The organism is Castellaniella hirudinis (assembly GCF_042651965.1).
GTDB classification, from domain to species: Bacteria; Pseudomonadota; Gammaproteobacteria; order Burkholderiales; family Burkholderiaceae_B; genus Castellaniella; species Castellaniella hirudinis.
Map to the genome: position 1 here is coordinate 35,129 of NZ_JBHSDY010000008.1, position 13,293 is coordinate 48,421.

Genomic DNA, 13,293 nt, shown 5'->3' on the forward strand with positions numbered 1-13,293 from the left:
CTAAAATAGACGGTTTTCCATGTCCTCGAGCCGTCCCGCCGTGACTACCGTACTGATCATCCCCGGTTCATCCGCTCTGTCCGACTTTCGCCGGGAGCGCCTGTTGCGCGCCCTGGCCGCCCGGAACCTGCCGGTGGCCGATGTCTACGCGCAAGCCTGCCACTTCGTCGGCATCGACGGCACGCTGGGCGAATCAGATCAGGCGCGTTTGCAGGCGCTGCTGGATGACGGCCGCAAGGTCGAATCTTCGTCCGCCGATCGGCACGCGGCGCGCTTCCTGGTGATTCCGCGCCTGGGGACGATTTCCCCCTGGGCCAGCAAGGCGACCGACATCGCCCGCCATTGCGGCCTGCCGCAGGTGCGCCGCATCGAGCGCGGGGTGCGTTACACCATCGTGCCGGAACGCCGCCTGCTGGGCACGCGCGCGCTGGACGCGGACCAACTGGCCGCCGTGGCCGACTGCGTGCACGACCGCATGACCGAAACCGTGGCGGCCGACGATTTCGACGGTCAGGCGCTGTTTGCCTCGCTGGACGGGCAGCCCGTCCAGGCCGTGCCGGTGCTGGCCGAAGGCCGCGCCGCCCTGGAAGCCTGCAATGCGCGCCTGGGCCTGGCGCTGTCGGATGACGAGATCGACTACCTGCTGCGCGCCTACCGCGACCTGGGGCGCGACCCCAGCGACGTCGAGCTGATGATGTTCGCCCAGGCCAATAGCGAACACTGCCGCCACAAGATCTTCAACGCCCACTGGACGGTGGACGGCCAGCCCCAGGCGCAGACCCTGTTCGACATGATCCGCGCCACCCATGCCGCCCAGCCCGAAGGCACCATCGTGGCCTATTCGGACAACGCCGCCGTCATGGCCGGCGGCCCGGCGCGGATCTTCCATGCGGGCGGCGCCGGCGACACGGTTTACCGGCGTCACGACGTCGTGGCCCACACGCTGATGAAGGTCGAGACCCACAACCACCCCACGGCCATCGCTCCCTTTCCGGGCGCGGCGACCGGCGCGGGCGGCGAGATCCGCGACGAGGGCGCGACCGGTCGCGGCTCCAAGCCCAAGGCGGGCCTGACCGGCTTCACCGTCTCGAACTTGCGCGTGGACGACGCCGTCGAGCCCTGGGAAGACGCGGGCGGCGCGCCCGACCGGATCGCCACGCCGCTGGACATCATGATCGAAGGCCCCATCGGCGGGGCTGCTTTCAACAACGAATTCGGCCGGCCGAATCTGTTGGGCTATTTCCGCAGCTTTGAACAAGAGGCCGGCGGCACGCGCTGGGGCTATCACAAGCCCATCATGCTGGCCGGCGGCCTGGGCCTGATCGACGCACGCCTGACGCACAAGGATCCGCTGCCCCCGGGTGCGCTGCTGGTGCAGTTGGGCGGACCGGGCATGCGCATCGGCATGGGCGGCGGTGCGGCCTCCAGCATGGGGGCGGGCACCAACCAGGCCGAACTCGACTTTGACTCGGTGCAGCGCGGCAATCCTGAAATGCAGCGTCGCGCCCAGGAGGTCATCGACCGCTGCTGGCAGCAGGGCGAATCCAATCCCGTCCTGGCGATCCATGACGTCGGCGCGGGCGGTCTGTCCAATGCTTTCCCTGAACTGGTCAACGACGCCGGGCGCGGCGCGGAATTCGAATTGCGCCGCGTGCCGCTGGAGGAATCCGGCCTGTCGCCCGCCGAAATCTGGAGCAACGAATCCCAGGAACGCTACGTCCTGGCCATCCGGCCCGACGACCTGGACCGTTTCGCGCGCATCGCCGATCGTGAACGCTGTCCCTACGCGGTGGTCGGTATCGCCACCGAGGAACGCCGCCTGCGCGTCACCCTGGACGAAGGCCTGCCCGGCCTGGACCGTCCGGCGGGCGAGGTGGATCCGACCGGGCTGCGGCCCGTGGACGTGCCGGTGGACGTCATCCTGGGCAAGCCGCCGCGCATGCAGCGCAGCGCGGATCGTCTGGCCGTGGCGGGCGAGGCCCTGGGCCTGGGCGACATCGAACTGCCCGATGCGATCGAGCGCGTCCTGCGCCATCCCACCGTGGCGAGCAAATCCTTTTTGATCACCATCGGCGACCGGACCGTGGGCGGTCTCACGGCCCGCGACCAGATGGTCGGCCCCTGGCAGGTGCCGGTGGCCGACTGCGCCGTCACCCTGCGCGACTACGAAGGCGTGGCGGGCGAGGCCATGGCATTGGGCGAACGCAGCCCGATCGCGGTCCTGAACCCGGCGGCTTCGGGCCGCATGGCCGTGGCCGAGGCCCTGACGAACCTGGCCGCGGCCGGTGTCGCCCGTCTGGAAGACGTCAAGCTGTCCGCCAACTGGATGGCCGCTTGCGGCGCGCCCGGCCAGGACGCCGCCCTGTACGACACGGTGTCCGCCGTCAGCGACTGGTGCCAGAGCCTGGGCCTGTCGATTCCGGTGGGCAAGGACTCCCTGTCCATGCGGACCGCCTGGCAGGATGATGCGGGCGCCCACCAGGTCGTATCGCCGGTGTCGCTGGTGGTCACGGCCTTTGCGCCGGTGGCCGACGTGCGCGCCACCCTGACGCCGCAACTGCGCGACGAGGCCGACGGCTCGGTGCTGCTGCTGATCGATCTGGGCGAAGGCCGCCAGCGCCTGGGCGGCTCGGTGCTGGCCCACGCCTACGGCACCATCGGCGCGGAAACACCGGACATGCACGACGCAGCCCTGTTGCGGACGGCCTTTCTGGCGTTGCGCGAACTGGCGGCCCAGGGCTGGGTCCTGGCGTGCCATGACCGCTCTGACGGCGGCCTGCTGGCGGCGGCGGCCGAAATGGCCTTCGCCGGGCGTCTGGGCGTGTCCCTGAACCTGGACATGCTGACCATCGACCCGCACACGGCCGACGCGGGCGACTACAAGATCCGCGCCGATCAGGTGTCCGTCCAGCACCACGAGCGCAATCTGGCGGCCTTGTTCAATGAAGAGGCCGGCTGGCTGCTGCAGGTGCCGCGCGCGCATCGCGACGACGTGCTGCGCCACTTGCGCCAGGCGGGTCTGTCGAACTGCACCCACGTGGTGGGCATGCCCAATACGCGCCGGGAACTGCAGGTCTTCCGCGACGGGTCCGTCATCTACCAGCGTCCCCTGGCCGAACTGGGCCGGGCCTGGAGCGAAACCACGCGGCGCATCATGGCGCGCCGCGACCATCCCGACTGCGCCCAGGCCGAATACGACACCTGGCTGGACACGGAAGACCCGGGCCTGTCGGCGCGCGTGGACTTCGATCCCCAGGCCGACGTGGCGGCGCCCTTCATCGCGACCGGCGCGCGTCCCCGCATGGCCATTCTGCGCGAGCAGGGCTGCAACAGCCAGGTCGAGATGGCCTGGGCCTTCGACACTGCCGGCTTCGAGGCCGTGGACGTGCACATGACCGATCTGCTGTCCGGCCGCATCCGCCTGGACGGCATGAGCGGCCTGGTGGCCGTGGGCGGCTTCAGCTACGGCGACGTGCTGGGCGCGGGCGAGGGCTGGGCGCGCACCATCCGCTTCAACGCGGCGCTGGCCGATCAGTTCGGCGCTTTCTTTGCCCGTCCGGACAGCTTTGCGCTGGGGGTGTGCAACGGCTGCCAGATGATGGCGGCGCTGGCCGACTTCATCCCGGGCGCGGACGCCTGGCCGCGTTTCACGCGCAACGTGTCTGAAAAGTACGAGGCGCGCCTGTCGCTGGTCGAGGTCCTGGATTCACCGTCCCTCTTCTTTGCCGGCATGGCCGGCGCGCGCGCGCCCATCGCCGTGGCGCACGGCGAAGGTTTCGCGGATTTCAGCCGCCAGGGCGACGCCGCCCGGGTGGCCGAAGCCATGGCCTTCGTCGACCACCGGGGCGCGCGCACGGAATCCTATCCGGCCAACCCCAACGGCAGCCCGGCCGGTTTGACGGCGGTGACCACGGCCGACGGCCGCTACACCGTCATGATGCCGCACCCGGAACGCGTCACGCGCAACGTCATGATGTCCTGGCGTCCCGAACGCTGGGGCGCGGCCGACCAGGGCGGGGATGATGCGGCGCACGGCGGCTACACGCCGTGGATGCGCATGTTCCGTAACGCGCGGACTTATCTGGGCTGACGGCCTGCTGGACGGCTTTTCAGGCGCGGGCGCGGTGTCCATCGGACCGCGTCCGCGTCGTCGCATCCGGCAGGCGCGGGAAAACCCTTTGTTAAAACGGTACAATCGATCTTTGTGCGGAGTTCATCCATGCGTCTGATCAAGAAAGCCCTGACCTTTGACGATGTCCTTCTGGTCCCGGCCTATTCCCAGGTTCTGCCGCGCGATACGCGCCTGACTACGCAGTTGACCCGGGGCATTCAGCTCAATATCCCCCTCGTGTCCGCCGCCATGGACACCGTAACCGAAGCGCGTCTGGCCATTGCCATGGCCCAGGAAGGCGGCATCGGGATCATCCATAAGAATCTCAGCGCCGACGAGCAGGCCCGCGAAGTCTCGCGCGTCAAGCGCCACGAATTCGGCATCGTCATTGATCCGGTCACCGTGACCCCCACGATGAAGGTGCGCGATGCCATCGAACTGCAGCGCCAGCACGGCTTTTCCGGCCTGCCGGTGGTCGAGGGCGGCAAGCTGGTGGGGATCGTCACCAACCGCGACCTGCGTTTCGAAGACCGCCTGGACGTGTCCCTGCGCGAAATCATGACGCCGCAGGAACGTCTGGTCACCCTGACCGAGGGCGCCACCCTGGAAGAGGCGCAGGCCCTGATGCATCGCCACCGCCTGGAGCGCGTGCTGATCGTCAATGACAAGTTCCAGTTGCGCGGCCTGGCCACGGTCAAGGACATCGTCAAGAACACCGAGCATCCCCTGGCCAGCAAGGACAGCCAAGGCCAGTTGCGCGTCGGCGCCGCCGTCGGCGTGGGCGAGGGCACGGACGAGCGCGTCGAAAAACTCGCCGCGGCCGGCGTGGACGTGATCGTGGTCGACACCGCCCACGGCCACTCGGCCGGCGTGATCGAACGCGTGCGTTGGGTGAAAAAGCACTATCCCAACATCCAGGTCATCGGCGGCAACATCGCCACCGCGGCGGCCGCGCGCGCGCTGGTCGAAGCCGGCGCCGACGCGGTCAAGGTCGGCATCGGCCCGGGCTCCATCTGCACCACCCGCATCGTGGCCGGCGTGGGCGTGCCGCAGATCACCGCGATTGCCGACGTGGCCCAGGCCCTGGAGGGCACCGGCGTGCCCCTGATCGCCGACGGCGGCATCCGCTATTCCGGCGACGTCTCCAAGGCCCTGGCCGCAGGCGCGTCCACCTGCATGATGGGCGGCATGTTCGCGGGCACCGAAGAAGCCCCGGGCGAAGTCGTGCTGTTCCAGGGGCGTTCGTACAAGTCCTATCGCGGCATGGGCAGCCTGGGCGCCATGGCGGACGGCTCCGCCGACCGCTACTTCCAGGACCCCAACAACAACGTCGACAAACTGGTGCCCGAGGGCATCGAGGCGCGCGTCCCCTACAAGGGCAGCGTCATCGCCATCATCTACCAGTTGGTGGGCGGCATCCGGGCCTCCATGGGCTATTGCGGCTGCGCCACGATCGCGGACCTGCATGCCCAGTCCGAGTTCGTCGAGATCACCGCTGCCGGGGTGCGTGAATCGCACGTCCACGACGTGCAGATCACCAAAGAAGCCCCCAACTACCGGGCGGACTGATCCGGTGGCGGCTCGAGATCCGGCCGCTGAAGGCCTGGCTGCATCCGCTGTTTCGGCGGGTGCGCGCATCAGTGAAGAACTGGCCCGGGCCATGCAGGCCTGGCGCCGGGACTTTCACCGCCATCCCGAACTGGGCCACCAGGAACACCGCACGGCGGCGCGCGTCGCCGAACTGCTGCGGTCCTGGGGCATCGTCGTGCACGAAGGCTACGGCGGCACCACCGGCGTCATCGGCGTGCTGGACGGCCGCCTGGGCGCGGGGCCGACCCTGGGGCTGCGCGCCGACATGGACGCGCTGCCCATGCCGGACACGGGCGCGCACGATCACCGGTCCATCCACGACGGCGTGGCGCATGCCTGCGGTCACGACGGTCATACCGCCATTCTGTTGGGCGCCGCCCGCCATCTGGCGGAGCATCCCGATTTTGCCGGCCGCGTCGTCTTGATCTTCCAGCCGGCCGAGGAACCCCTGACGGGCGCCCAGGCCCTGGTGGATGCGGGCCTGTTCCGCGATTTTCCCTGCGACGAAGTCTACGGACTGCACAACAACAACTGCATCGGCCCGGGGCAGGTCGGCGTGCGCACCGGCGCCATCCTGTCGGCCTGCGATCTGTTCGAGATCCACATCCGCGGGGTCGGCGGCCACGCCGCCATGCCGCATCAGGCCAACGACCCCATCGTCGCCGGCGCGGCGCTGGTACAGTCCCTGCAGTCCGTCGTCAGCCGCAATGTCAGCCCTTTTGATACGGCCGTGCTCAGCGTCTGCCAGTTCCAGGCCGGCAGCGCCATCAACGTCATCGCCGACCACGCCGTATTGCGCGGCACCGTGCGCACCCTGTCGCGCGAGGCGCAGGCCCGGGTGCTGGAACGCTTGCGCGCGCTGTGCGATGGCATGGCCAGCGGCTACGGCTGCGCCTTCGAGTTCCGCCATCTGCTCAGTTCGCCGCCCACCCTCAATCAGGCCGGGCCGGTCGAGCACGTCAAGCGCGCGGCGGCGGCCGTGCTGGGCGCGGATCGGATCGTGGACCCCGTCACGCCGCTCATGGCGTCCGAGGACTTCGCCTATCTGCTGGATCATTGCCCGGGCGCCTATTTTTTCCTGGGCCACGACGGCCTGACCTGCCATCACCCCGAATTCGACTTCGACGACGCGCTGCTGCCGCAGGGCGCAGCGATCTTCGCCACCCTGGTGTATCAGCGGCTGGCGGGCTGAAGGCGAAGAGGGGGCTTATTGCCGCCCTCCGGGCTGGACAGCAGCGGCCGGCCGCCCCAGCCGCAGGATCGGGAGCACGCCCGCCAGCAGGCCCAGCGTGCCCAGCACCAGGGCGAATTCCAGCGACGCGCCAAACCAGGCGTGCGTCAGGCTGAAGAAGATCGGGCCGATCAATTGCCCCAGGGCGAATGAGGCCGTCATCGCCGCCATCTGGCGCTTGGCGCCGGCCTGGCCGACGACGGCCTGGGCCTCTTGCAGGCCGACCATGGTGATCACCATGAAGGTGCTGCCCACGCAGCAAGCGGCCAGCAGGATCGCCGGCAGGGCATGCCACAAGACGGGCGCCAGCACGCCCACCGCCATCACCACCTGGGCGCCGGCCCAGATCTGCGGCCGGGTATAGCGGCGCGACAGGCGGCTGGAAATCACCGTGGAGACCGCAGCCGCCAGGCCGAAGACCGGCCAGGCCAGGCTGAACAGCCAGGGGTCCGGCACCAGCAGCCGCGCTTGGGCCGGCAGGAAGGTGGCCGGCAGGATGTAGCCAAAACCGTAGACCCCGTAGCAGAGGATCAGGCCCCAGTGCAGGGGAGGGGCCGTGCGGACTGCGGCGTGGCTTGATCCGGATGCGGCGGCCGCTTTCAGCGGCGGCGTGGTTGATGCGGCAGGCGCGGGCGTTGCGGCAGGCGCGGCAACGTCCGCCGTCCGCCACAGCATCGACGCGCCCAGCAGCCCGCCCAGGGCCGCGGCGGCCAGCCAGAGCCAGGCGTGCGAAGCCGTCGTCCCTGCGAGCGTGAGGCCCATGCAGGCCAGCCCGGCAAAGGCAATGCCGCAGCCCACGCCCCCGAACACCACGCCGCTGCGTTCCGTCTGCCCGGTGGCGTTCAGGCGTGCGATGCAGAGCGCGGAGGTGCCGATCAGCACCCAGGCGCTGGCCATTCCGGCCAGCAGTCGCCACGACATCCAGCCCAGCCAGTGGCTGTCCAGCCCCATCGCCGCCGTTGTCAGCATCACCGTCCACAGACCGAGCCGCAGCAGCGTTGCGGGCGGCCAGGGCAGGTGCGTGACCAGCAGCGCGCCCAGCAGATAACCCAGATAGTTGGCGCTGGCCAGCCAACTGCCCTGGGACAGGCTCAGCCCCAGATCGGCCTGCATCATCGGCAGCACGGGCGTAAAGGCGAAACGGCCGATGCCCATGGCGACGGCCAGAGCCAGCAATCCGGCCAGGGGGAGGGGAATGCGGGAAGCGTGGGATGCCATGGGCGGTGATCTCCTTGAGCCCTCTACTTTAATCTCATCGATGGCCCGTTGCGCCGCGACATCCGGGGCGTCCCTGGGTTACAGTAACGCCTTGAACAGCCCTCTCGAATCGCCCATCATGCACCACCAGCGCATCCTTATCCTGGACTACGGTTCACAGGTTACCCAGCTTATCGCCCGCCGCGTCCGCGACACCGGCGTGTATTGCGAAATTCACCCGGGCGATGTCAGCGACGACTTCATCCGCGAACAGCAAGGGCAGGGCCTGAAGGGCATCATCTTGTCAGGCAGCCATGCCTCGGCGTATGCCGATGAGTCCCTGAAAGTCCCCGTTGCGGTCTTCCAGGCCGGTGTGCCGGTGCTGGGTATCTGCTACGGCATGCAGTCCATGGCCGTGCAACTGGGCGGCCAGGTCGAATTCTCCGACCATCGCGAATTCGGCTACGCCGAAGTCCGCGCCCACGGCCATACCCGCCTGCTGACCGGCCTGCAGGATTTCGAGACCCCCGAAGGCCACGGCATGCTCAAGGTCTGGATGAGCCATGGCGATCGCGTCACGGCGCTGCCGCCGGGCTTCAAGCGCATGGCCTCCACGCCGTCGTGCGAGATCGCCGGCATGGCCGACGAGGAACGCGGTTTCTACGCCGTCCAGTTCCATCCCGAAGTCACCCATACCCTCCAGGGGCAGGCCATGCTGGCGCGCTTCGTCACCGAGATCTGCGGCTGCGAGCGCGACTGGAACATGCCCGACTACGTGGCCGAGGCCGTCGCCCGCATCCGCGAGCAGGTCGGTTCCGACGAAGTCATCCTGGGCCTGTCCGGCGGCGTGGATTCCTCTGTCGCCGCCGCCTTGATCCACAAGGCCATCGGCGATCAGCTGACCTGCGTCTTCGTCGACCACGGCCTGCTGCGCCTGAACGAAGCCCGGCAGGTCATGGACGTCATGTCCCGCAATCTGGGCGTTCGCGTCATCCACATCGACGCCGGCGAGCAGTTCCTGGGCAAACTGGCCGGCGTCGCAGACCCCGAGGCCAAGCGCAAGATCATCGGCCGGGAATTCGTCGAGGTCTTCCAGGTCGAAGCCGGCAAGCTGAAATCCGCCCGCTGGCTGGCCCAGGGCACCATCTACCCCGATGTGATCGAGTCGGCCGCGTCCAAGACCGGCAAGGCCGTCGCCATCAAATCGCACCACAACGTCGGCGGCCTGCCCGAGACCCTGAACCTGAAGCTGCTGGAACCCCTGCGCGACCTGTTCAAGGACGAAGTCCGCCACCTGGGCCTGGCCCTGGGCCTGCCGCCCGAAATGGTGTTCCGCCACCCGTTCCCCGGCCCCGGCCTGGGGGTGCGCATCCTGGGCGAGGTCAAGCGCGAATACGCCGACCTGCTGCGCCGCGCCGACGACATTTTCATCACCGAACTGCGCAACACCATCGATCCGGAAACCGGCAAGTCCTGGTATGAACTGACGTCCCAGGCCTTCACCGTGTTCCTGCCGGTGAAATCCGTGGGCGTGATGGGCGACGGCCGTACCTACGACTACGTCGTGGCCCTGCGCGCCGTGCAGACCACCGATTTCATGACGGCGGACTGGGCGGAACTGCCTTATTCGCTGCTGAAGAAGGTGTCGTCGCGGATCATCAACGAAGTCCGCGGGATCAATCGGGTCACGTACGACGTGTCGAGCAAGCCGCCGGCGACGATCGAGTGGGAGTGATCCCGCGTCTGGCATGGCCAGGCACTTGATGGCATGAAAAGCCGCTAAGTCCGCGTAATTGCGGGCTTTTTTGTATTTGTGTCTGGCATGGCCTGGCAATAGGAAGAAGCGTCAAGCACCGTTTGAGCATGGCACTAAGGCTGGTACTATCGGCTCGGTGCCATGATGTAAGCGGATGCCAAGCTGCGCAATCTCAAGCCCAGGGACAAGCCCTACAAGCTGAATGACCGGGAAGGTCTCTATGTGGCCATGACTCCAGCCGGCTCCATCTCGTGCCGTTATAACTACTCAATCAACGGATGGCAGAAGACCATCACCTTTGGCCGCTATGGCGTCGGTGGTATGGTAATCCTCCCATTAAAGCGGTGTGGTCAGAAGTAGAATTTTCTCATTGAGGAGTTTTACAGCATGAAGAAGTCACGATTCATAGACAGCCAGATCATGGTTGCGATCAAACGGGTGGAGGCCGGCGTCACGGTGCCTGAGATGTACCGTGAACTGGGCATCAGCTCCGCGACGTTCGACAAGTGGCGTGCCAAGTGCGGCGGCATGGACGTGCCGATGATGTCGCGGATGAAGGAGTTGGAGGCGGAGAGCGCCCGATTACGCAAGATGTACGTCGAGGAGAAGCTCAAGGTGGAACTGCGCGCGGAGGCCCTCGAAAAAAAAGTGGTGAAGCCATCTCGCCGTCGCGAGATGGCTTCACCACGCAGTACAGGAGCACGGAATATCGATCCGGCTGGCCTGCGAGACGTTTGGCATCAGCCAGACATGTTACCGCTATGAGGGCAAGCACAAGGCCGAGAATGACGAGATCGCCGACTAACTACTGCGCCTGACGGACAACCACCGGAACTGGGGACTTGGGCTGTGCTACCTGTATCTGCGCAACGTGAAGATTTCGGTTGGAACCATAAAAGGATTTACCGCATCTATCGGGAGTTGGCGTTAAACCTGCGAATCAAGCCGCGCAAACGCCTGGTGTGCCAAGCGCCTGAGCCGCTGACGGTGCCCACTGCCACGAATCATGTCTGGTCGAGACTTCATGCATGACCAGTTGACCGATGGCCGTAGCATCCAGTTGTTCAATGTGATCGATGATTTCAACCGAGATGCACTGGGCATCGAGATCGACTTCTCCTTGCCCTCGGAGCGAGTCATCCGAGCGTTAAAACAGATCATTGCCTAGTGTGGCAAGCCCTTGGCGATTCGGTGCGATAATGGTCCAGAGTACCTAAGCTCAGCGATCACGGAATGGGCGCGTCGCTGGTGCATCAAACTGGAATACATCCAGCCAAGCAAGCCGCAACAGAACGCCTACGTTGAGCGGTTCAATCGAACTGTGCGCTACGAGTGGCTATCCCAATACAACTGGGAGGATCTGGACCAAGTCCAGCGCGCCGCGACAGAATGGATGTGGTCCTATAATTACGGACACCCGAATATGGCCTTGGGCGGCATCACCCCAAAACAGTGGTTGGCCATGGCCGCGCAGCCTTCCTACTTCTGGCAATCGCTAAAAATGGGGGGATTACCTTTAGCACTGATCCGACGATACTTTGATCTGTAGTGTGACCCGCAAGCTGCGGAATTGGAAATTCATTTCAGTTGTTGCAGGTGATTCAAATCGCGTTTGGCGGCTATGAATTGCCTCCGGTATCTGTGCAAGCGGATCGACGTCCATGGTGTCGCTGTCCACAGCATGCAGGATCTCCTGCCAACTAAGCCAAGACGCGCGCCGATCCTGATCATGGTCGCCAGCGAATCGAGCTGCGTACCTAGCGATCACATATAGAAAAGGGGGACGAGCAGACCCCGGGGCATTGATTCGTAGTTCACGCAGTATCTCTGCAGAGGATCGCCCATCAACCCAGGACCAGATCCGTTCGACCCATTCGTTAGCCTTGCCGATATTTCGCCTTCGACTATCCCGCTCCGCCAATGAAAATCCGAAAACATCGTGCCATTTTAGCTGTGTCAGCACGACCGAACCGGTCTCCATGTCAATGATGACTGCGTCTATGTCAGTCAATATGGAACCGTCTGGTCGATATAACCGCTGGCCGCGCAATGGGACCATGAATCGAGGCGCAGGAAACGCTCTGGCCAGATCTGCGCGGAAGATGGCCTCCCGACGATCGACGCCACTATCCCAATCTCTTCTGTAGGTGCTCCGGAGGTGCCGAAAGAGCGCAAAGTATGGGTTAGCTAATGCACCAAAGCAGGGCAGCAAGACGAAGTTCTTTCCGAAATCGATATAGAACGATGCCGGCATTTCGTAGGCGCGTTCCCAGTCATCTAAACCGTCGATTGCGAGCGTCAACGCCTGCATCGTTGGCAGGATACGACCCTTTGCAAGCCCAGCTTCTTCCCATACTGCTTCCACGTCTTCTCTGCGTGCAAAGATTGTGAGAACGTCATGCAAAGCGATGGATGGCCTCTTTATTTTGAGCAAGACCGCAAAATCCATGTGAGCAAGGACTCTTCCTAATGCCTGCTCGCAGGCAGTCTTCCAATCGCCGAAACTGCGGTCGCCGATCCTTGTGTCATCTGGAAGTGCCTCGGCTTCAAGAAAATTTTGCCCCAGTGATTTGGCCTTCTCTCGATAGGCCATTACGATCTCCCAGTCGTTCTCGTACCGGATGAACCAGTCGTTATGTACGTCGACGTACCTGCTCATCCTCGCATGGATATGCTTCCATTGCTCCGATGAGAACTGTGGAGAAACAACGGGACTTTTGTTTGTCCTGTCTAGGGAAGACAAAAGGGCCTGCTCTGGGGCGCTACCTTCCGTCTCGATTCGGATATGATCAGGGCCGAGGCGCTTTGTATGTGCGAGTCCGTAGCGTTCGAGCATGGCAAGTCGGCACAGGAACGCCAACTGTCCGCAAGACATCAGGTAGGCATAAGAGAACTTGGCCACCTTCTGGTGATTGGGTGCGAAAGGAACTCCGTCGCCTTGATCCCTGACTGCGGCGAGCAAGGGTCGGAGAGCGTAAGGGGCACCCATGCACAGCATGGCGTGATTCAACCTTCGTTGAGAAGTAGCACCATCGCTTAAAGAATACTGGCCCCAGTAGGATGCCGTGGTAAGAGAGTCCAGAGACCTCACGAGCGCAATGAGACCTTCCTTTTCTCGATCCTGCCAGACGGCGGCTGCATGATCCTGCAGTTCGCGTAAGCTGCTGAATAATGCCTGTTCTGCATCGGAGAGAAGCTGTCTGTTCATGCATGCCGCCTATGGAAGGGGTATCGTTGCCGTAGCGGCAGGTATCTCCGGCATGGAGGCTGGGCCTGTTCGAGATGTTTCGTTGGAGCTTGATTCTGTTTGCGTGCTTTTGTGCCAGAGCAACACGGGGACTGAATCGCCCCGGAACCTCTAGACACCCACGTGCCTCATAATGAGGCGATGAGGAGTTGTCATGAGCA

The 13,293-nt window shown here is 65.0% G+C and carries 7 protein-coding genes and 1 pseudogene; 6 read left to right on the forward strand and 2 right to left on the reverse strand.

What is annotated here, in order from left to right; all coding sequences use genetic code 11:
- The first annotated feature begins 40 nt into the window (after positions 1 to 40).
- The 3 genes from purL to ACFO0J_RS13320 all read left to right on the forward strand — a co-directional run bounded on the left by purL (position 41) and on the right by ACFO0J_RS13320 (position 6,893).
- Positions 41 to 4,090: a phosphoribosylformylglycinamidine synthase gene (gene purL / locus ACFO0J_RS13310; RefSeq protein ID WP_376813581.1), complete on the forward strand. Its 4,050-nt coding sequence runs from the start codon at positions 41 to 43 to the stop codon at positions 4,088 to 4,090.
- A gap of 129 nt (positions 4,091 to 4,219) precedes the next feature.
- Complete coding sequence (gene guaB / locus ACFO0J_RS13315; protein WP_376813582.1) at positions 4,220 to 5,680, forward strand: IMP dehydrogenase; 1,461 nt, start codon at positions 4,220 to 4,222, stop codon at positions 5,678 to 5,680.
- 4 nt (positions 5,681 to 5,684) lie between these two features.
- Positions 5,685 to 6,893, forward strand: coding sequence for a M20 aminoacylase family protein (locus tag ACFO0J_RS13320; RefSeq protein WP_376813583.1), 1,209 nt, complete (start codon positions 5,685 to 5,687; stop codon positions 6,891 to 6,893).
- Between the two features lie 15 nt (positions 6,894 to 6,908).
- Here the strand turns inward: ACFO0J_RS13320 and ACFO0J_RS13325 are convergent, their stop codons facing one another.
- Positions 6,909 to 8,150 carry a YbfB/YjiJ family MFS transporter gene (locus ACFO0J_RS13325; RefSeq protein ID WP_376813584.1) on the reverse strand — a complete coding sequence of 414 codons (1,242 nt, stop codon included), beginning with the start codon at positions 8,148 to 8,150 and terminating at the stop codon, positions 6,909 to 6,911.
- A gap of 118 nt (positions 8,151 to 8,268) precedes the next feature.
- Between ACFO0J_RS13325 and guaA the strand changes: the two genes are divergently transcribed.
- The 3 genes and pseudogenes from guaA to ACFO0J_RS13340 form a co-directional block, all read left to right on the forward strand.
- Entirely contained in the window at positions 8,269 to 9,864 is a 1,596-nt protein-coding gene (gene guaA, locus ACFO0J_RS13330; protein ID WP_376813588.1) for a glutamine-hydrolyzing GMP synthase, read from the forward strand.
- Between the two features lie 183 nt (positions 9,865 to 10,047).
- Positions 10,048 to 10,245 carry an Arm DNA-binding domain-containing protein gene (locus tag ACFO0J_RS13335; RefSeq protein WP_465251287.1) on the forward strand — a complete coding sequence of 66 codons (198 nt, stop codon included), beginning with the start codon at positions 10,048 to 10,050 and terminating at the stop codon, positions 10,243 to 10,245.
- Positions 10,246 to 10,272: 27 nt separating this feature from the next.
- A pseudogene (locus ACFO0J_RS13340) lies at positions 10,273 to 11,356 on the forward strand (IS3 family transposase); the annotation flags it as partial.
- Between the two features lie 45 nt (positions 11,357 to 11,401).
- Here ACFO0J_RS13340 and ACFO0J_RS13345 read toward each other — a convergent pair.
- On the reverse strand, positions 11,402 to 13,093 hold the full coding sequence (locus ACFO0J_RS13345; protein WP_376813585.1) for a hypothetical protein: 1,692 nt from the start codon (positions 13,091 to 13,093) through the stop codon (positions 11,402 to 11,404).
- Positions 13,094 to 13,293 lie beyond the last annotated feature (200 nt).